We start from the raw sequence: 19,152 nt of genomic DNA, 5'->3' as shown, positions 1-19,152 counted from the left end.
TTCCGGGTGGACCCTGAATTCTGATTCAGTTCGATTCGAAAAAGGAAAGGGTGATTGTTGTGGAAATGGAAACGGTAAAACTGTCAGCAATCGTCATGAGGTGGTATCCGGATATGATACCGTTCCTGAAGCAGGACGAACTCAATTCTGTAATCGTACTGCGTGACGGTCTGAGTATTCTGGAACCGGCAGATGCCATGGATATCATCCATTACAGCATTTGCGAGCATCAGAATTCTGCGTATCTTCATTAAGCAAGCTGCCCTAAAGAGCAAGTTGTAATAGTTGCCGCCCTGGTCATTGGCCTTCGTGCCAGTCCGGGGCGGCATTTACTTTTATATTCAGCGGTTCAAAATCTGTACATCCCGTTTATAAACAACAAGAGCGGAAAGATGACATCAAAAAATTACGGGTATTGTTACAAGTCTGTTCTTTTTGGGTGCATCCGTTACCTTATACTTTATAAGGAATGTACATAAAGGGAGCGAATAAGAAATGAATATCACCTGGGCTTTACTGATGATGGCACTGGGAGGCGTGGGTGTCCCGAATCAAGGACATGAAGCCGATGTGGCAGCAGTACTGCAGGGCGCCATGAATCCCCCCATCGTCGCAGAACACACAACGAATCCTGACGCAGCAGCATCACCGAACGGAGGCGGCACTGCCTCTCCTGCACCTTCACCAAGCGCATCGCCGGAGACAGCACGTATTGCTGATCCGCAGCCGGATGCTCCCAAGGTTAAGGGGATATACGTGACTGCCTACAGCGCCGGGGGCGCACGGATGGAGACTCTGCTTGCCCTGTTGGACAAGACTGAGCTGAACTCTATGGTTATCGATATTAAGGATGATGCCGGATATATCACCTACAAGACAGACAATGCTGAGCTTCAGCAAATGGGACATCCCCAGCCGTTCATAGGGGATATCAACAAGCTGATGACCCGCCTGAAGGAGCATAATGTCTACCCGATTGCGCGGATTGTAGTCTTCAAGGATTCAGTGCTCGCCAAAAAGAACAAGGAATTATCATTCGTTAACAAAGACGGCTCTGTCTGGGCCAACAAAGGCGGAGACAGCTTCGTCAATCCTTATAACGAAAATGTGTGGAAGTATAACGTAGATATTGCCAAGGAGGCCGTTAAGCTCGGGTTCAAGGAAATCCAGTTTGACTATGTACGCTTCCCTGAAGGCTTCGAGAAGCGTGCGGACACTCTGAAATACACGAAGAGCGACAGACCGCGCGTGGAAATCATCGCCGACTTTGTCAAGTATGCCAAAGCTGAGCTGGCACCGCTGGGAGTTCGGATCTCTGTAGATATCTTCGGTTATGCCGCCTCGGTACCTGCCGCAGAAGGCATCGGCCAGGATTTCGTGAAGATCTCCAAGAATGTCGATGTTATCAGCCCAATGGTCTATCCGAGCCATTATTCCACCGGCTGGTTCGATGTGAAGGACCCGGACAAAGACCCTTATGCTACCATTAAGGGCTCAATGGTTGATACGCACAAGAAGCTGAATCCGCTAGGCAGCTACAAACCGGTGATCCGCCCATGGATTCAGGATTTCACCGCCAGCTGGCTGGGCAGCGGGCATTATGTCAAATACGGCAAGAAGCAGGTTGAAGATCAGATTCGTGCCTTGAAGGATCAGAATATCGACGAATTCCTGCTCTGGAATGCCAACAACCGCTATACTGCCGATGTGAAGTACGACCAATAAGCTTTCTGCAATTATCCGGATGTATCCATAGCCGCACTATATTAGAGAGCCCGGCAGCTGCCGGGCTTTTTACTGGGAATATAAGTATTCAAAATAAAGATAACGGGGCATTGATGATTATGAAACAGACTTCTTCCATTAAGCAAAAGGCCGGGCAATTCCTGCATATATTGCTTCCGATTCTGATTACTCAGATTGCATTGTCGGCCATTACCTTCTTCGACACCAATATGTCCGGCAAATTCGGCACGAATGATCTGGCCGGCGTAGCCATCGGCACAAGCCTGTGGATTCCGATCCAGACAGGCCTCAGCGGTATTCTTATGGGGATCACACCCATTGTGTCTCATCTCCTCGGCAGCAAGCGGGACAAGGATGTGGCCAACCAGGTGATGCAGGGCATTTGGCTCTCCCTGATCGTATCGGTGCTCGTGCTGATTCTTGGCAGCCTCGCTCTAACACCGATCCTGAATTTCATGAATCTGGAGCCTGCGGTACGCGATATTGCCTTCCGCTTCCTCGGTGCCATCTCCTTCGGCGTTATCCCGCTGTTCGGCTATACCGTTGTCCGTAGCTGTATTGATGCCCTGGGTCAGACCCGCGTCTCCATGTTCATCACCCTGATTGCCTTGCCGATCAATGTGGGGCTTAACTATCTGCTGATCTTCGGCAACTTTGGCTTCCCCCGCCTTGGCGGAGTAGGCGCAGGCGTAGCCTCTGCAATCACGTACTGGGTCATCTTTCTGATTGCCCTAATCTTCGTCTACCGGGCCGAGCCTTTCCGTAACCTGCAGATTTTCCGTAAATTTCACGCGCTGTCCCTGGTAAGCCTCAAGGAGCTGCTGAAGATTGGTGTGCCTATCGGCTTTTCGATCTTTTTCGAGACGGCGGTGTTCTCGGCTGTAACTCTGCTGATGAGCCGCTTCGATACGATTACAATCGCTGCCCATCAGGCCGCCATTAACTTCGCCTCCACCCTCTATATGATTCCGCTGAGCATCTGTATGAGTCTGACGATTCTCGTCGGCTTCGAGAACGGCTCCGGCCGGCTGAAGGACGCGCGCCAGTATGGCATTATGGGCATTGGTACGGCGGCTGTCCTCTCCCTGCTCACAGCACTGGTGCTGATCTTCGCCGGGAATCATGTCGCCGGACTGTATTCGGATGACCAAGAGGTTATCTCGCTGATCCAGCATTTCCTGATCTACGCGATCTTCTTCCAGATCTCCGATGCCATCGCAACCCCCACCCAAGGCGTGCTGCGGGGATATAAGGATGTTAATCCAGCGTTCGTCATCTGCTTCATTGCTTATTGGGTGATCGGCCTGCCCGTCGGATACCTGCTCGCCACTTATACTGAGCTTGGGGCCTACGGCTACTGGATTGGACTCATTACCGGCCTTGGAATCGGCGCAATTCTGCTGCTGGCCCGGCTCGTCAGGGTGCAGCGCAGATTCGCCCCGGAGAAGGCATAAGTCCCCCCGCAAAGTGCAGCTACAGCTTGAATGTATACTTCAATTCTTATATTTGAATAAAAACAGCCACAGACATTCGGGAGATCCCCTTCGTCTGTGGCTGTTCTTCATCACCGGCTTTTTACAAGCAGATCTACCGCTTCCTTAATCACGTGTTCAGGAGAATTCCCCTTCGCCAGCTCTTCCTGGATACAGTGCTCCAGATTGTCTCCGATCACTGCACCAATAGAGCGGTCTACGGCTGTCCGGATCGCAGTCAGTTGATTGACAATCTCACGGCAATCCTTGCCTTCCTCCAGCATCCCCAGCACTCCTCTTACCTGACCTTCGATACGCTTCAACCGGTTGGTAATAGCTTTATCATATTCCACTGTCAATCAGCCCCCTCTAGATGAATAAATTCACGCCGGAGTCCTCGGCAGCTCCAAGATAGCTGGCAACACCGCCGAAGTCTACACCTTCGATCAGTTCTTCCTGCTTAATCCCCATGATGTCCATACTCATCGTACAGGCCATTAGCTTCACCCCGGCATTCATAGCCGCCTGCATAAGCTGTTCCAGGGAATCTACATTTTTGTGGCGCATCGTATACCGGATCATTTTGGCACCGAGCCCGCCCATATTCATTCTGGATAAAGGAAGCTTGCGTGTCCCCTTAGGCATCATCATGCCAAACATGGCCTCAAGACCCGACTTCTTCACCTGCGGAGACTGCGCGCGCCGAAGAACATTCAGCCCCCAGAAGGTAAAGAACATGGTGACCTGCTTGCCCATCGATGCGGCACCTATAGCAATAATGAACGAGGCAATGGATTTGTCCAGATCGCCGCTGAATACAACCATCGTTGTCCCTTCGTCGACCGCTGTCTGCGCGGCCTGAACGCCGGTGCTGTCCGACAGGTCTTGTCCTTTGCGTACCAGTGCCCTCACCTTGCCGCCGGAGACATCCACCGATTCCAGAGTGTTGTGAGTCTTGCTGCACCACTGCCCTATATCAGCAGCGAATCCAAAATCTGTAGCAAGAATCTCTACCTGCTGGCCTTCCTCCATTGCATTCACGGTTTCATATACTTTAAGTATAGGTCCTGGGCACTGTAGTCCGCAAGCATCCAGCACAAGACGCGGTTTACTGCTAAGTTGTTCCTGCTCGCGGACTATACTTGCTTGGGGCTGTTCCTTCAACTTCAAGGCTGGCACCTCTGGCTTTCCCGGATTGCCAGTCTGATTCCCCCTTACCATGGCCGCATATGTTTTGTAGCCTCCGTCAACGTTTCGTACTGCAAATCCATATTGGGTTAACATCCGGGCAGCAATGTAGCCGCGCAGCCCTACCTGACAGGATACGGCGATCTCCTGATCCCCCGGAATCTCTGTAAGCCGTTCTCTCAGCTCAGCCAGTGGAATATTGATAGAACCGGGGATATAACCGGCTACCCGCTCTATTTCGTCTCTGACATCAATGATAAGGCCGCCAGTGCGGGTGAATTCATCCACTTCATGCCATTGCAGATTGCGGACGAGTCCTTCCATCAGATTGGAGGCCACATAGCCCGCCATATTGACCGGATCTTTGGCTGAGGAATACGGCGGCGCATACGCCAGCTCCAGATCCGCCAGCTCATCAGCCTTAAGCTTGCTGCGGATAGCGGTGGCAATGACATCTATTCTTTTATCGACACCGGCACTGCCGACCGCCTGCGCTCCATATATCTCTCCGGTCTGCGGGTTGAACAGCAGCTTGAGCGCTATCGGTGCAGCACCGGGGTAGTAGCCGGCGTGGGAATTCGGATGGATATGCACAGCTTCAAAGGGAACGCCCAGTGAACTAAGCGTCTTCTCATTATTTCCGGTCAGCGCAGCAGTCATATCGAAGAGCTTGATAATCGCAGTACCTAATGCTCCTGTATACGAGGCTTCCCGGCCATTGATATGATCAGCGGCCAAACGCCCCTGACGGTTGGCACCCCAGGCAAGGGACACCATGGTATCGAACCCCTGAACACGGTCCTTCACTTCAATGACATCTCCAACAGCATAGATAGCCGGATCACTCGTCTGCAGTGAAGCATTCACCTTAACCGCCCCGCGGATGCCCAGCTCAAGTCCACAGCTTCGTGCCAGGTCATTCTCAGGACTGACCCCAATCGCCAGAATAACCATATCCGTGCTAAGCTCCCCGCCTGAGGAGAGACGAACCAGACGGCCTTGTTGTTCAAAAGCCTCTACGCCCTCATTCAGCCGCAGCTCTACCCCATGCAGACGCATATGCTCCTCCAGCGGACGAACCATCTCCAGGTCAAGCGGGTTCAGAATCTGCTGTCCCCGGTCAATTACGGTTACGGCAAGCCCCCGTTCCCGGAGATTCTCAGCCATTTCAAGACCGATAAAACCTGCTCCAATTACAGTGGCATGCCGGGGGTGACGGCTGTCCACATATGCCTTGATACGGTCTGTATCCGGAATATTCCTTAGTGTAAACAGGTTATCCGCCTCAGCGATTCCGGGAAACGGCGGAACGATAGGCTTCGCCCCCGGAGAGAGCACTACAATATCATATGGAATGTGCAGCGTTTCACCTGTTGTAACATTGCGGCAATGTACCTGCTTGCGTTCACGGTCAATCGCCGTTGCCTCGGTGAAGATTCTCACATCGATATTAAAGCGCGCCTGTATACCAGCCGGTGTCTGCAGGAACAGCTTATCTCTTGAATCAATAGTCTCTCCAATATAATAAGGCAAGCCGCAGTTGGCAAAAGAAACATGCTCTCCCCGCTCTAAAATTATAATGTTGTCTTCTTCGTTCAGTCTTCTTAAGCGTGCTGCAGCGGATGCCCCTCCGGCAACTCCGCCGATAATGACTATAGTTCTGCTCATATTATTTCCCTCCCATTTGTATACCCCTATGGGTATTATAATATACGGGTGGGGGTATATAGTCAAGCCAAAAAACGGAGCAGTCTCTTCCGGTAATGGAAGGATGACTGCTCCGCTAAGAAATGGAGATTGGATGAATTCTTGGAGTTGTTACTGGGATAGACGGGAAGCCAATTCATACAGCTCGATATTGAAATCTTTCTTCGTGTTCACTACCTTGTCGATATCAGTAAGAACCAGTTCCCCTTTAATAATCCCGCATGCCTTGTCTGATTCGCCTTCAATCAGCTTGCGGACCGCGAAATCAGCCAGACGGCTGGCAAGGTTACGGTCTCCCGGAGTTGGAGTACCCCCGCGCTGAATATGTCCCAGAACCGTAACACGGGCATCCAGGGAAGCATGGCGGTCTTTGAGCGCCTGAGCAACATCCTCACCCTTGCCGACGCCTTCAGCCACAATGACAATACTGTGACGTTTGCCGCGTGCGAAATTATCCTTCATCCGGTCTGCTACCTCATTCAGATCATAAGGCATTTCCGGCACCAGAATCGTCTCCGCCCCGGAAGCAAGACCCGCATGCAGGGCGATGTCCCCGCAGTGACGGCCCATAACCTCCACGATGGATGAACGTTCATGGGAAGACATGGTGTCGCGCAGTTTATTGATCGCATCCACGACCACGCCTACGGCCGTATCGAATCCAATCGTGTAATCCGTGAAAGAGATATCATTATCAATGGTTCCCGGAAGAGCCATCGTCTTGATTCCCAGCTTGCTGAGCTTGTTGGCGCCATGATAAGAGCCGTCTCCGCCGATAACAACCAGACCGTCGATGCCGAGCTCATTCAGAATGTCAGCACCCTTCTGCTGGCCTTCCGGCTTCATGAATTCCAGACAACGTGCAGACTGCAGAACGGTACCTCCGCGCTGGATGATATCTCCGACACTGCGCAGATCCATCGGGAAAATGTCACGGTTCAAGAGGCCCTGATACCCGCGCTGAATGCCGAATACCTCAATTCCAAAGTAGATCGCGCTGCGGACAACCGCACGCACTGCGGCGTTCATCCCCTGGGAGTCTCCACCGCTGGTTAATACTGCGATTTTTTTTACGTTTGACATTCTGTTAGTTCCTCCTTAAATTTGTGCCGGTTTCTCCCCTTACCCGAAGAAGACCCAGCAGCATCTAATACATGTGTTTGCGTATCCAGCGGCTGTTGACGAAGAAGAAGAGTCTGGTCAGCGGACTATTCTTCATCAGCCTCCGAGATACCGAGCGGACCTCCCGCTGCTCACTAACCTTGGGATCGGATAAATACAGTGCCAGCAGTCCTTCGATGATCATACGGTGCATGGAGTTCTCGGGAAGACTCCGGACATCCTTGCGGGCCCACTCCACAATGGAAGCGATCCGGTTCAGCATCATATCCGTATTCTCATAATAATTGCAGAAATTGAGATCACCGCCGGCCCGGTCTTCATCCTGGTCAATCAGATAATCCAGCATGATATGCAGACCGCACACATGCGGAAAATAAGCAGCACGAATGGATGATGATGCCACTGTACTTAGCTTAGGATCACAGGACGCCAGAAAAAGCATAAATACGCCCAGAGTTGAACCGGTTGCGGCCGCGAATTCATTCCACTGGAGATGAGGCGCCCGGTGCCCCTCCTTCTCCCACCATTCCTTGAGGGCAGCTTCCCGGAGCTCCGGGTGAATGTGCTTATATACCTGAAGATCGGTATACAATACAGCCAGATTATAGACCTCTTCAGCAGCAGCGCCGTACCCGGGTAGCCGGGAGGTCATCTCCTGGCATTTGCGGACCAGTCTGTGCAGGTATCCTCCGTCATTCTGTTCCGTCCGCAGCGCGTAGTAGTTCACAGGCTCTGCGCCGGGGGTAACAGCATCCAGCATGGACTTATGCAGCAGCCGGAAATCAGCCGGGTCCAGCGAAGTACTGCGGTCACACAGGTTGTCCAAATAATCACTGATCGTCTGATAAGCAACAATTAGCGGAATCAGTATATGTCTCATCGACAAATTGCCGGCGGCATAGATTCCGCCGCCTTCGCAATGAAACTGCTTCGTTTCAATGCTGGCAAGCGCTTGCTTGCGGAGCTCGGGATCGGGAATTCCTTCTGCATCCTTGCGCCAGAAATCGAGACATGATCGCACTTCCGGCAGCACGTACTTATAGACCCTCTTCATGAGTCCAATAGGACCGCGCGGACTACGGTTACGGCCTTGCTCAAATTCATTCAATGACAGTGCCTCCACATTGTTGTCTCCTTATCCAAATCATGATTATTATAATATGCAGAGCGGATTTGTACAAACAACAAAATCACTTTCGCAAACTCTTGAAAGATTCAGAAAATCGATATTTTACGAAACCCCCGGCCTCTCCGCTTTATGCTATACTATACTTTTCTATATTCCAAAGGAGTGCACAATCATGAATGCGAGGCGGAGCGGCGGCCAATACAGTGATCAAAACTGGCTGCGATCCTTTATGTTTACGCTGTACGGCACCAGTGTGCTGGTTGTTTCTTATTTCCCGTTATTTTATGCCCACCTGGGCTTCAGCAGTCCGCAAATGGGTCTGCTCTACTCCGTAGGCCCGCTAATCTCGATTCTCTCTAATCTGTTTTGGAGTATGATAAGCGACCGGCTGGGTACCGTCCGTAAGATTATGGCCCTCCTGCTTGGAGGCCAGCTGATTACCGCCATTATTCTGGCCAGAGCCACCGATTTTTCTAGTGTCATGCTTATTTTGTCCTTTTTCTATTTCTTCTATTACCCTGTTTTTCCACTGGCAGATACGATGGCTATCAAAATTGCCCAGCGCCACGGACGGAATTTCATCACCATCCGTGTATTCGGTTCGCTCGGATACTCCTTCTTCGCCCTTACAATCGGCTATGTACTCAGAACACTGGGACCTCAGTACAGCGTAGCGATTTGTATTGTGATTGTCGTAACTGCGCTTCTGATTACGATTGGGCTGAAGGATGTGAAGCGAACCGAAGCGGCACCACTCTCTGTAGACAAGGAGTCTATGGACAAACCGCTGAAGGGCTCCGGACTCCGGGAGATTCTGCTGCAAAAGGAAGTGCTGTGGTTCTTCGGCTCTGTCTTCCTGCTTGCCATCGGCTACCGGATGAACGAGGCCTTCCTGACGATCAGCCTCAAGGGCATGAATGCAGGAGATGAGATCGTGGGCTGGGCGCTGCTGGCTTCCGCGCTCAGTGAGATCCCCATCTTCTTCCTCCTCAGCAGATATGGCGACAAGTTCAAGGAGCTGCCGCTGCTCGCCTTTGCCAGCCTGATGTTCACGCTGCGCTTTCTGTTCATGTCGCTGGCCCAGGAGCCGGGTACCGTGGTTGCCATTCAGGCCATGCACAGTATTTCGTTCGGCATCTATTATGTAACCGCCGTCCGCTACATCACACGGATCATCCCTGATCATCTGCGGGCAACCGGAATGGCACTCTTCACCGTTGTATGGTCCAGCGGCGCAGGTCTGCTTAGCGGTACCTTCGGCGGGCTGATCTACCAGGACGCCGGCCGGAATATCTTCTATCTGGTCGCTACCGGCTTCTCGATTCTGGCCTTCATCGGCTTCCTGTCCAAGCATCTGTTGGACCTCGGGGGCGGCGCAGACCGTCCTCTAAGAAACAAAAGTAAGACCCCGCTCTGAGTGATTATGGGCGGGGGGAGGGTTCTAAAAAAAGAACAAAATCACCCTAACGGATCGGATGAACAAGATTACCTTCACACGAACACAATGTATGCTGTTTTTGACATACATTCGGGCCGTGTGCCGCTGTACCAGCCCATTTACACACACCTCAGTAGCAGGAAACTATAATTTTCTAAACTAAAAAAACACAGCCCCCGAAGGAACTGTGCTGCTCAAGCTGCCTGATATTACTCATGCCAGTGCGTGCTAGATCAAATATATATATTGCGGCTGACAGAAGCTCTGTCTTGGCCGTATTTTATAATTTAACTACGTTCGCTGCCTGTGGGCCACGGTTACCGTCAGTAACATCGAATTCTACCGCTTGGCCTTCATCCAAAGTCTTGAATCCGTCGCCTTGAATCGAAGAGAAATGAACGAATACATCTTCGCCGCCTTCAACTTGAAGGAAACCATAACCTTTTTCTGCGTTAAACCATTTTACTGTACCTTTCAAATGAACAACCTCCTAAAAATACCGCCATATATGGCGTATGCTTACATTATACTCTTTCTATACTTGTAAAGCAATCCATCTTTTCCCTGATTTCATGATTTAATTTGCTTTTCCCTTCTTCGGTGCGTTATCATTGACCCAAAAGCCAAAAATCGCCAGGGTGGTAATGATAATGATCAAAAAACATGAAATATACAAAACAGACAAGTGGAACATGATGACGGTGGAGGTTCAGGGACGTTATATTATCCTTCGTGAAATCTCCGACCAATGGGGGGAAGAAACACATACCTTCATGAGCCGTCCGGCTATGATGCAGTGGGTGAACAACCGCTTCAACAAAGAGTCTTACAAGGATAATGAAGAAGAGTACAAGAATATCATCGCAGCCTTCAAACAGGTGTAGTCCGGCATGAATAATGAGAGTCTTGTCACTTATGTCATTGTCGTCCTGTGTCTGGGTGCTGTACTGATTATGAGCAAGGACAAAATGCCCCCGCGCATGAAGCGCGGGATGGCATTGACCGCAGTCATTATGATTGCGCTGGCTTTTGTCTTCATTATTTATAGCCTGCTCACATAACTTCATCTGTAAGCACACTTATTTAATAAACATGAATTGGCAGGGCATACTAAGCAGACTTTGAGAATCAGGAGGCTGCCGTCATGTCCGTTACCGCCAAATCACTCCCGCTCCTGCTTGCGCTCAGCCTGCTGCAAGGAAATCTGTCGTCAGCGCTCCCGCAGGCGGAGAGCAGCCCAGCCGCATCCCAACTACCGAGGAGGATTTCTATGGAACAATTACCTAAGAGAAGTGAAGTGCCCGCCGAGAACCGCTGGAAGCTTGAAGATATGTTTGCTTCAGAGGAGCAATGGGATGCCGAATATAAGGAAGTGAAGGCACTGATCACAAGCGCTGCCGCCTTCCAAGGGAAGCTGGATTCTCCCGATGCCTTGAAGAAATGCTTCGAGCTGGACGATAAGCTGTCCTTGCTGACTGAACGCCTCTATGTCTATGCACATATGCGCCAGGATGAGGATACAGCAGCTCCGAAGTACCAGGCTCTCTCCTCTAAGGCCAAGAAGCTTGGCGTTGAAGCGGGTGAAGCTCTTTCTTTTGTCACACCTGAGATTCTGGCCCTGCCTGACGCGACGCTGAACCAGTTCATCGCCGACCCTTCGCTCTCCGACTACACCTTCACCTTGACTGAAATGAAGCGCGAGAAGGCCCATGTCCTGTCCAAAGCGGAAGAAGCCCTGCTGGCTCAGGTTAGCACGATCGCCCAAGCCCCGCAAACTGTATTCAGCATGCTGAATAATGCGGATCTGAAGTTCCCGAAGGTTAAGAACAAAGAAGGCAAGGAAGTCGAGCTAACCCACGGAAGCTATATTCAATTTCTCGAAAGCCCAGACCGTGAGGTACGCAAAAACGCATTCAAAGCGGTCTATGAAACTTACGGCAAGCAAAAGAACACTATTGCCGCCACGCTGAGCGCAAATGTGAATAAGAATGTCTTTTACTCCCGTGCGCGCAAATACCCTTCCGTGCTGGAGATGTCGCTCTACGGCGACAATATTCCGAAGGAAGTCTACACGAATCTGATCGATACGATTCACGAGAGTCTGCCGCTGATGCACCGTTATATGAAGCTGCGCCAGAAGCTGCTCGGGGTAGATGAGCTACATATGTATGACTTGTTCGCTCCGCTCGTGGACGAATATAAGCTGGATATTACTTTTGACGAGGCTAAGAAGATTACCAAGGAAGGCCTGAAGCCGCTTGGCGAGGACTACCTGAGTGTTCTGCAGGAAGGCTATGACAAAGGCTGGATCGATGTCTACGAGAACGAGAACAAACGCTCCGGCGCATACAGCTGGGGGGCTTACGGCACCCATCCTTTCGTGCTGCTGAACCATAACGATAATCTGAACAGCATGTTCACACTGGCGCATGAGATGGGTCACGCCCTGCATTCCTACTATTCGGACACGGCGCTGAAATACCGGGACGCGCAGTACACTATTTTCCTGGCGGAGGTTGCTTCTACTACCAATGAGGCGCTGCTGATGGATTACCTGCTGAACAAATCCACAGACCCGAAGGAAAAAATGTACCTGCTTACCTATTATGCCGACCAGTTCCGCACGACGGTATTCCGGCAGACGATGTTCGCTGAATTTGAGAAAATCATTCACCAGCGCGCCGAAGAAGGCGAATCGCTCACACCGCAGGATCTCTCTTCCATCTACTACGATCTGAATGTAAAGTATTACGGCAAGGATATGGTGATCGATCAGGATATTGAGATGGAGTGGGCACGGATTCCGCATTTCTATAACAGCTTCTATGTCTATAAATATGCTACCGGCTTCTCGGCAGCGACGAGCTTCGCCAAACAGATCCTGGATGAAGGCAAACCGGCGGTTGACCGTTACCTCGGCTTCCTGAAGAGCGGCGGCAGCGATTATTCCATCAATATCCTGAGCAAAGCCGGGGTGGATATGTCGTCTCCTGAACCGATCCGTGAAGCCATGAGCGTATTTGAGAGCGTGATTGAGCAGATGGAGCAGTTGACCAAATGAGGCAGAAAGCTTAGTATTACAGTAATCCCTTGCCCTCTGCGGGCAGGGGATTTGTATTGTCATAGATCCTGAGGAGGAAGATATATGAAATTTCAATGGTCACTTATATTAGGTTTATTTTTTGCACTGCTGACAGCTGTATTCGCAGTAATGAATGTCGATACGGTTCCGGTGAATTTCGGCTTTGACGTGGTCAGCATCCCGCTAATTCTCGTCATCCTTGGCTGTGCGCTGATTGGCGGTGTGGTGGTGGGTTCGTACGGGATTTTCCGCCAGTATAAGCTGCAGAAGCAGATCAAGAGCCTGAATGCCGAGCTTGCCAAGCTGCGTGACGCGGGAAGTATTAATATGGAGCCTATCCCTGCTGAGAGTGCCCCTTTTACTCCAGAAGGATCATCCCAGCTGTAATTCATAGACGAATAGGAGGAACTATCCTTGCTTAACATCCAGCCCAATGAAGAATATATCCTGAATCTGCTCAAAAAACTGCTCGACACCCCAAGCCCCAGCGGCTTCACCACCCAGGTGATGGCTCTGGTGGCCGAAGAAGCGGCCGCGCTGGGTATTCCGCTTACTTGGAATGAAAAAGGCGGCGCGATGCTGGGCGTACCCGGACTCGATCCTTCGCGTACGATCGGCATCAGCGCCCATGTGGATACGCTCGGTGCCATGGTCCGCTCCATTAAGTCTAATGGTACCCTCCGTTTAACCTCTGTAGGCGGATTCAGTATGAACAGCATTGAGAATGAATATTGCATCATCCATACCCGCAGCGGCTTAACTTATACCGGTACAATCCTGACCAGTCATCCATCTGTGCATGTATATGCTGATGCCCGTGATTTCAAGCGTGCGGAAGAGAACATGGAGATCCGGATTGATGAGCTGGTCTCCACCAAGGATGATGTGCTGAAGCTGGGGATTTCGGTCGGTGATTTTATTTCGTTCGATGCAAGGGCGGTGCTTACCCCCAGCGGATATATCAAATCCCGTCATTTGGACGACAAAGCCAGCGTAGCTGCCTTATTCGGGCTGCTGGAGAGCATCCGGCGCGAAGGCTGGAAGCCGCTTCATAACCTGTCCCTGCTCATCTCCAACTATGAAGAGGTTGGTCATGGTGCTGCCTGGATTCCGGGTGAGATCAATGAGATGATCGCTGTGGACATGGGCGCGATGGGCGATGACCTAAGCTGTAAGGAGACCGATGTCTCCATCTGTGCCAAGGACTCCTCCGGCCCTTATGACTATGCCATGACCAGCCGCATGATCGAGCTGGCGAACGGTCTGGCTATACCCTTCGCGGTCGATATCTATCCGCAATACGGCTCCGATGCCTCTGCTGCGCTGCGTGGCGGAAATAACATCCGGGCCGCACTGATTGGACCGGGCGTACACGCCTCCCACTCCATGGAACGTACCCACAAGCAAGCTGTGCTGAATACGGCGAAGCTGCTGGCGGCTTATGTTGGGGCGAACTGATAGGGCGGCGCAGTTAAGGATTCTGGCTATAGGAGCGCTGCTGATGCTAAGCGCGCTCCTCTTTGCTGTGTTCCCGCTTACAGGTACAAGTCAGCGCGAGGTCTTCTCGGGCCTTCCGCATAACTACACCTATCGGGAAGCTGCAGGTCCGGGCGGGGTTCAACTGCATATGCTATCGCTGAACCCGGAGGATGTGGTGCTACGGCGCGCTGGCTTACCGCTGCGTCAGATTGCCGCCTATGGGATCAATGGCGGCTTCTTTTACGGCGATGACCTGTTGTCCATCGCCATCATGAACGACCAGCCCGTGAACGATGAAGCCCGCAGCTACGGTTCTGGCTGGTTCAACGCGAAGTATGCGCGTGGAACGCTGGTCTGGGACGGTGCTGCGGGAGCCCTCAGCGTACAGGTCGCCGCCTCTGGCGATGACCTGGCGGTAAGCGATTGCGGGCATTACTGGGCGCAGGGCGGGATCAGCATGAACCTGCAGCAGGAAGAGCTGTGGGAGGCGGCTGCGACCGCAGAGCATTTGCCTTATGAGGGTGAGCGGCGCCTGCGCTCCGGGCTGGTCTATGACCAGTCCGGGAAGCTCTGGCTGCTCGTCACGAATTCGCTCTGCACGGCGGCGGAATTCCGCGCCGCCGTGCAGGAGACCGTCCCGGGCGAGGGACGTGAAGGAATCTTCCTCGACGGAGACGGCTCATCGCAGATGAACGCAGACGAGGCGGTACTGACCGGCGATTCACGGCCGGTCGTACAGATGATTGCGGTGGCAGGCGGCAAATAGCCATGGCAGGTCACGCTCTACAGCAGTAGCCGCTGGAGTGAGTCGCTAAAGTTGGACGGGGACAGCCACTCACCTATTCGCTTCACAGCCGAATTTTCTCAATCAAGGCGGCGTAAAGAACTAGGGGGACTAGTAGCTAATCAGATTTAAACATGTGAGAATTACTTTAACTAATGGCTTGCTGAGGGTTTACCTCGCCCCGATTAAGGTGCAAGAGGTAGGCTAAATTGTAATTTGTACAACTAAATCGCCGGAGGTGCCGCCGAATCTCTGTTTAGCTGTATTTGGTGCAATTAAAATACCTCTAGTTCTGGATTTTCACCAATCCGGACAAATTTAGTTGTACAGACTACAATTAGACGAGGAAGTCCACCCGTTTCACTGTTTTTAGTTGCACAGAATACACTTATCCCTGTTTTTTCGCTAAGAACGCAGCTTCACCCCTTACCGCATTTATGGAATGAAATCACTTATTTTAATCTGATTGTCTACTAAGATATACACTCACAGTACCCAAAAGGCAGCACCAGCTCATTTAGATAGCTGGTGCTGCCTTTTGGGTTGAGTATATTTGGTCCTACCAGACCGAAATGTTGCAACTATTGCAACCCAGTCGCATGAATTCTTGGACATTAGCATGGATTCCTGCATGAAATACAACAATTATCCTTTTAATCCGCTCTAGAATCGGGTGATGCTGCTTTTTGTACAACAATAGCGGATTAGCGCTTTGTTGACGATTGAGATGTTGCATTTTGGGCAGGATTTCCGCTTCCCCATCTGACTCTGCATCTCATTCTGGGCCGGCTCCGGCTCACCTTCCCCTATTCTCCGGTTAAGGCCATACCTGCTCCAGCTTGTCCGCATAATACTTAATAGCCTTGCGGTAATCCTGGATACCGGGATCATTGGATGTATCCGCAAGCAGGGTAAGCAGCAGTTCCATGGCTTCGGTGTGTGCACCGAGATTATGCAGCGTCATGGCTAGAAAAGCATTGAATTCCGCACGCTGCGGGAATTCAAGCGCACCCTGCTCCAGCAGCGTACGGGACTCTGTATACTGCCCCAGCGTCCGGTACGTGCTGCCCAGGCCCAGCATCGCGCCTGCCTTCTGCTCCGCATCTGGAAGCCCCAGGGCAAGACTCTGCTCGTAATAGGATACCGCCTCGCGTTCCAAGCCCAGCACATCATGCGTCCACGCCAGCTGATAATGCAGCTCGGCATTGCTCCCGTCTGCTGACAGCAGCTCTAGCAGCATGGTCCTTGCTTCTTCTGCCCGGCCAGAGGACCGGAGTTGCACGGCAGCATCTATCGAATGAGTCGCAGTCATTGGGTCACTGGCTCCTCTCTGAGCGTTACTACTTACCTACTCTTACCTACTCTAACCTACTTACCCGCGATCTTCTCCGCCAATTCATTCAGATACGTCCAGCGCTCCATCAGGCGCTCCAGCTCTGCCTCGGCCTGCCGCTGCTTCTCCACCAGCTCTTGGAGTCTGCCGGAGTCGGCAAAGGCCGCTTCCATCTGTGCCGAGAGGTCTGTCAGATGCTGCTCCGCCTGTTCAATGGCCTCGTCGATGCCCTCGTACTCGCGCTGCTCCTTGAAGGTGAATTTCAGCTTCTCGCGCGGCGCTGACCCGGCCTGTGCATTCCCGCCCTGCTCAGCAGCGGCACCAGCCCCGCTGGCGCTGCGGCCGGAGCCGCCTTCTGCCTTGCCGGAGTTCCAGCTGCCGGAAGGGACGTTCTTCGCCAGCCACTCTTCATATTCGCTATAGTCGCCGACATGCAGGCGGATTCCCCCATCCTCAAAGGCAATCAGCTTATCCACAGTACGGTCCAGGAAGTAGCGGTCATGCGATACGGTGAAGACTACACCAGGGAATTCATCAAGGTAATCCTCCAGCACAGCAAGTGTGCCGATATCCAGATCATTCGTCGGCTCATCGAGCAGCAGCACGTTCGGGGCTCCCATAAGGACACGCAGCAGGTAGAGCCGTCTTTTCTCGCCGCCGGATAGCTTAGAGATTGGCGTCCACTGCATCGCGGGCGGAAACAGGAAGCGCTCTAGCATTTGCCCGGCGGTGATGACACTACCGTCTGCGGTCTTGATGATCTCGGCTTCTTCCTTCACATACTCGATCGCCCGCAGGCTGAGATCCATGTCCTGATGCTCCTGGGTGAAATAGCCCAGCTTCACGGTCGTCCCAAGCTGTACCTCGCCGCTGTCTGGTGTAAGCTTACCGGCAATCAGGTTAAGCAGCGTAGACTTGCCGCTGCCGTTCTTGCCGACAATCCCCACGCGGTCCTGCGGCACAGCAATATAATTCAGATCCTTAATTAAGGTCCGGCCGTCCAGCGATTTGGTGAGATCCTGAATCTCAATGATTTTGCGGCCAAGTCTTGTAGAGGCTACGGAGATATCCATAGCTGACGCCGATGCGCCTCCCGTGCTCTCCTTGAGCTTCTCGAAGCGGTCGATCCGCGCCTTCTGCTTCGTGGAGCGGGCCTTAGCCCCGCGGCGAATCCAGGCCAGCTCGGTGCGCAGCAGATTCTTGCGCTTCTGCTCGGCCGAAGCCTCCCGTTCCTCACGGTCTGCCTTCAGCTCCAGGAACCGCGAATAGTTCGCTTCATACCGGTACAGATTCCCGCCGTCCAGCTCCAGCATTACACTGGCTACCCGTTCCAGGAAATAACGGTCATGCGTTACCATCAGCAGCGCCCCGCGCCGCTTCTGCAGATACTGCTCCAGCCAGGCTACGGAATCCGTGTCAATATGGTTGGTAGGCTCATCTAGAATCAGCAGCTCCGACGGCGTAATCAGCGCCGCAGCCAGCGCGACACGCTTGCGCTGTCCGCCGGACAGGCTCTCCATCCGGGCATCGAATTGGGTAATGCCCAGCTTCGTAAGGACCGTCTTAGCCTCACTCTCCAGCTGCCAAGTGCCGGCGGCGTCGATGGCCTGCCCAATCCGGACAAGCCTGCTCTCCAGCCCTGAATCTCCCGGATTCTGCTCCAGAAGAGACATAACCTCCATATATTCCCGCATCGTCGCAAGCTCCGGGTCTTCTCCGGCAAATACCTGCTGCAAGACCGTATTTCCAGGCTCATATGGCGGATTCTGTGCCAGGAACTGCACCCGCACATCATTGCCGATACTTATCTGCCCTGCATCTGCTGTATCGAGCCCGGCGATAATCTTCAGAAAGGTTGATTTTCCCGTGCCGTTGACGCCAATTACGCCTATCTTATCCCTGTCGTCCATGCCAAAGGAGGCATCACGGAACAGGGTTTTCTCCCCGTAGCTCTTGGAGAGGTGTTCCACCGTCATAATATTCATCAGTTGTCCTCGCTTGCCTTATATTTTGAAACCGGAATTGGCTGTATTCCCTTAGGATTCAGCTTCAGCAGGGAAGTCCCCCAGCGCCGAATCCAAGCTGCCCAGTGCCCCGGTGATAAAGAGCCTCGCCGCAAACTTTGCCCGCTTATCCGCATCTGCCTCGGCAAACTCAGGGTCGAACAGGATGTCCATCTTCAGACGGTCCAGAATCCCGATATACGACTGCGCCATCAGCTCGGGCTCGGTAGCCCCGCCTTCCAGCAGCACTTTCACCACAGCCTGCATATAGGCTTCCATGAACTGTGCCATATAAGCCACCAGCTCAGGGTTATTGTTAGGCGCACGGAAGAACAGCTTCGTATGCTGCTTGCGCTCATAGTAATAGAACAGATGATGCTCCGCAATAACGGAGAGCTTGTCTGTCAATGTGGAGCGGGTCCTCAGCTTGCCCTCAAGCTGCTCAAGGAAGCCATCGCAATCGCGGCGGGTAACCGCCATGAAGAGCTCCTCTTTGCTTTTAAAATATAAATAAACCGTACCCTTGGCAATGCCAGCACGTTCGGCCACTTCCGACATCTTCGTCTCATAAAAGCCGCCTGAACCGAAAAGCTCATAAGCGGCATCCAGAATAGCTGCATGTTTGTCTACGGATGCACTGCTCAACGGTTCACCTCCCAACCCATAAAA

Annotated in this window: 18 protein-coding genes; 10 read left to right on the top strand and 8 right to left on the bottom strand. The window is 52.3% G+C overall.

Annotation, left to right across the window (positions count from 1 at the left end; genetic code table 11):
* Positions 1–65 precede the first annotated feature (65 nt).
* From MKZ07_RS01990 to MKZ07_RS01980, 3 genes are all read left to right on the top strand, one after another.
* Positions 66–254: a hypothetical protein gene (locus MKZ07_RS01990; RefSeq protein ID WP_171718441.1), complete on the top strand. Its 189-nt coding sequence runs from the start codon at positions 66–68 to the stop codon at positions 252–254.
* Between the two features lie 241 nt (positions 255–495).
* Complete coding sequence (locus tag MKZ07_RS01985; RefSeq protein WP_036702216.1) at positions 496–1,725, top strand: putative glycoside hydrolase; 1,230 nt, start codon at positions 496–498, stop codon at positions 1,723–1,725.
* Positions 1,726–1,844: 119 nt separating this feature from the next.
* The gene (locus tag MKZ07_RS01980; protein WP_036702368.1) at positions 1,845–3,200 is read left to right on the top strand and encodes an MATE family efflux transporter; all 1,356 of its coding nucleotides are present in this window, start codon (positions 1,845–1,847) and stop codon (positions 3,198–3,200) included.
* Between the two features lie 110 nt (positions 3,201–3,310).
* Here the strand turns inward: MKZ07_RS01980 and MKZ07_RS01975 are convergent, their stop codons facing one another.
* The 4 genes from MKZ07_RS01975 to MKZ07_RS01960 form a co-directional block, all read right to left on the bottom strand.
* Entirely contained in the window at positions 3,311–3,571 is a 261-nt protein-coding gene (locus MKZ07_RS01975; protein WP_036702218.1) for a metal-sensitive transcriptional regulator, read from the bottom strand.
* A gap of 16 nt (positions 3,572–3,587) precedes the next feature.
* Positions 3,588–6,074, bottom strand: a complete 2,487-nt coding sequence (locus MKZ07_RS01970) for a CoA-disulfide reductase (protein WP_341024183.1) — start codon at positions 6,072–6,074, stop codon at positions 3,588–3,590.
* A 150-nt stretch (positions 6,075–6,224) separates the two neighbouring features.
* Positions 6,225–7,196 carry a 6-phosphofructokinase gene (gene pfkA, locus MKZ07_RS01965; protein WP_036702222.1) on the bottom strand — a complete coding sequence of 324 codons (972 nt, stop codon included), beginning with the start codon at positions 7,194–7,196 and terminating at the stop codon, positions 6,225–6,227.
* A gap of 64 nt (positions 7,197–7,260) precedes the next feature.
* Positions 7,261–8,343, bottom strand: a complete 1,083-nt coding sequence (locus tag MKZ07_RS01960; protein WP_036702370.1) for a tetraprenyl-beta-curcumene synthase family protein — start codon at positions 8,341–8,343, stop codon at positions 7,261–7,263.
* 193 nt (positions 8,344–8,536) lie between these two features.
* On the opposite strand from MKZ07_RS01960, the gene MKZ07_RS01955 reads away from it, so the two are divergent.
* Positions 8,537–9,781: an MFS transporter gene (locus tag MKZ07_RS01955; protein ID WP_051494119.1), complete on the top strand. Its 1,245-nt coding sequence runs from the start codon at positions 8,537–8,539 to the stop codon at positions 9,779–9,781.
* Positions 9,782–10,082: 301 nt separating this feature from the next.
* Here MKZ07_RS01955 and MKZ07_RS01950 read toward each other — a convergent pair whose 3' ends face one another.
* Positions 10,083–10,280, bottom strand: a complete 198-nt coding sequence (locus MKZ07_RS01950) for a cold shock domain-containing protein (RefSeq protein ID WP_036702223.1) — start codon at positions 10,278–10,280, stop codon at positions 10,083–10,085.
* Between the two features lie 172 nt (positions 10,281–10,452).
* Between MKZ07_RS01950 and MKZ07_RS01945 the strand changes: the two genes are divergently transcribed.
* The 6 genes from MKZ07_RS01945 (at position 10,453) to MKZ07_RS01920 (ending at position 15,129) form a co-directional block, all read left to right on the top strand.
* Positions 10,453–10,686, top strand: coding sequence for a hypothetical protein (locus MKZ07_RS01945; RefSeq protein WP_036702226.1), 234 nt, complete (start codon positions 10,453–10,455; stop codon positions 10,684–10,686).
* A 6-nt stretch (positions 10,687–10,692) separates the two neighbouring features.
* Complete coding sequence (locus tag MKZ07_RS01940; protein ID WP_341024181.1) at positions 10,693–10,863, top strand: hypothetical protein; 171 nt, start codon at positions 10,693–10,695, stop codon at positions 10,861–10,863.
* A 209-nt stretch (positions 10,864–11,072) separates the two neighbouring features.
* Positions 11,073–12,863: an oligoendopeptidase F gene (pepF, locus tag MKZ07_RS01935; RefSeq protein ID WP_036702374.1), complete on the top strand. Its 1,791-nt coding sequence runs from the start codon at positions 11,073–11,075 to the stop codon at positions 12,861–12,863.
* 84 nt (positions 12,864–12,947) lie between these two features.
* On the top strand, positions 12,948–13,271 hold the full coding sequence (locus tag MKZ07_RS01930) for a LapA family protein (RefSeq protein ID WP_051494120.1): 324 nt from the start codon (positions 12,948–12,950) through the stop codon (positions 13,269–13,271).
* A gap of 27 nt (positions 13,272–13,298) precedes the next feature.
* Positions 13,299–14,342, top strand: a complete 1,044-nt coding sequence (locus MKZ07_RS01925; protein ID WP_341024179.1) for a M42 family metallopeptidase — start codon at positions 13,299–13,301, stop codon at positions 14,340–14,342.
* 43 nt (positions 14,343–14,385) lie between these two features.
* Positions 14,386–15,129, top strand: coding sequence for a hypothetical protein (locus MKZ07_RS01920; protein WP_341024176.1), 744 nt, complete (start codon positions 14,386–14,388; stop codon positions 15,127–15,129).
* A gap of 835 nt (positions 15,130–15,964) precedes the next feature.
* On the opposite strand, the gene MKZ07_RS01915 is transcribed toward MKZ07_RS01920, so the two are convergent.
* From MKZ07_RS01915 to MKZ07_RS01905, 3 genes are read right to left on the bottom strand one after another with little or no spacing between them, the layout of a single operon-like run.
* Positions 15,965–16,459, bottom strand: coding sequence for a tetratricopeptide repeat protein (locus MKZ07_RS01915; RefSeq protein ID WP_036702231.1), 495 nt, complete (start codon positions 16,457–16,459; stop codon positions 15,965–15,967).
* A 56-nt stretch (positions 16,460–16,515) separates the two neighbouring features.
* Positions 16,516–18,465, bottom strand: a complete 1,950-nt coding sequence (locus MKZ07_RS01910) for an ABC-F family ATP-binding cassette domain-containing protein (RefSeq protein ID WP_036702233.1) — start codon at positions 18,463–18,465, stop codon at positions 16,516–16,518.
* A 51-nt stretch (positions 18,466–18,516) separates the two neighbouring features.
* Positions 18,517–19,128, bottom strand: a complete 612-nt coding sequence (locus MKZ07_RS01905) for a TetR/AcrR family transcriptional regulator (RefSeq protein WP_036702235.1) — start codon at positions 19,126–19,128, stop codon at positions 18,517–18,519.
* Positions 19,129–19,152: the final 24 nt, after the last annotated feature.

The sequence above is a fragment of the Paenibacillus sp. FSL P4-0338 genome (genome assembly GCF_038002365.1).
In the GTDB taxonomy this organism is placed as follows: Bacteria; Bacillota; Bacilli; order Paenibacillales; family Paenibacillaceae; genus Paenibacillus_AQ.
The sequence above is the reverse complement of the archived record's forward strand: the minus strand, read 5'-3'. Positions and strand labels throughout refer to the sequence as shown.

Bases quoted from the DNA above. Each gene is read 5' to 3' on its own strand.
- MKZ07_RS01920 (WP_341024176.1), top strand. From the start codon at position 14,386: ATGCTAAGCGCGCTCCTCTTTGCTGTGTTCCCGCTTACAGGTACAAGT.
- pfkA (WP_036702222.1), bottom strand. From the start codon at position 7,196: ATGTCAAACGTAAAAAAAATCGCAGTATTAACCAGCGGTGGAGACTCC.
- pepF (WP_036702374.1), top strand. From the start codon at position 11,073: ATGGAACAATTACCTAAGAGAAGTGAAGTGCCCGCCGAGAACCGCTGG.
- MKZ07_RS01910 (WP_036702233.1), bottom strand. From the start codon at position 18,465: ATGAATATTATGACGGTGGAACACCTCTCCAAGAGCTACGGGGAGAAA.
- MKZ07_RS01930 (WP_051494120.1), top strand. From the start codon at position 12,948: ATGAAATTTCAATGGTCACTTATATTAGGTTTATTTTTTGCACTGCTG.
- MKZ07_RS01945 (WP_036702226.1), top strand. From the start codon at position 10,453: ATGATCAAAAAACATGAAATATACAAAACAGACAAGTGGAACATGATG.
- MKZ07_RS01985 (WP_036702216.1), top strand. From the start codon at position 496: ATGAATATCACCTGGGCTTTACTGATGATGGCACTGGGAGGCGTGGGT.
- MKZ07_RS01955 (WP_051494119.1), top strand. From the start codon at position 8,537: ATGAATGCGAGGCGGAGCGGCGGCCAATACAGTGATCAAAACTGGCTG.
- MKZ07_RS01990 (WP_171718441.1), top strand. From the start codon at position 66: ATGGAAACGGTAAAACTGTCAGCAATCGTCATGAGGTGGTATCCGGAT.
- MKZ07_RS01970 (WP_341024183.1), bottom strand. From the start codon at position 6,074: ATGAGCAGAACTATAGTCATTATCGGCGGAGTTGCCGGAGGGGCATCC.
- MKZ07_RS01940 (WP_341024181.1), top strand. From the start codon at position 10,693: ATGAATAATGAGAGTCTTGTCACTTATGTCATTGTCGTCCTGTGTCTG.
- MKZ07_RS01980 (WP_036702368.1), top strand. From the start codon at position 1,845: ATGAAACAGACTTCTTCCATTAAGCAAAAGGCCGGGCAATTCCTGCAT.
- MKZ07_RS01915 (WP_036702231.1), bottom strand. From the start codon at position 16,459: ATGACTGCGACTCATTCGATAGATGCTGCCGTGCAACTCCGGTCCTCT.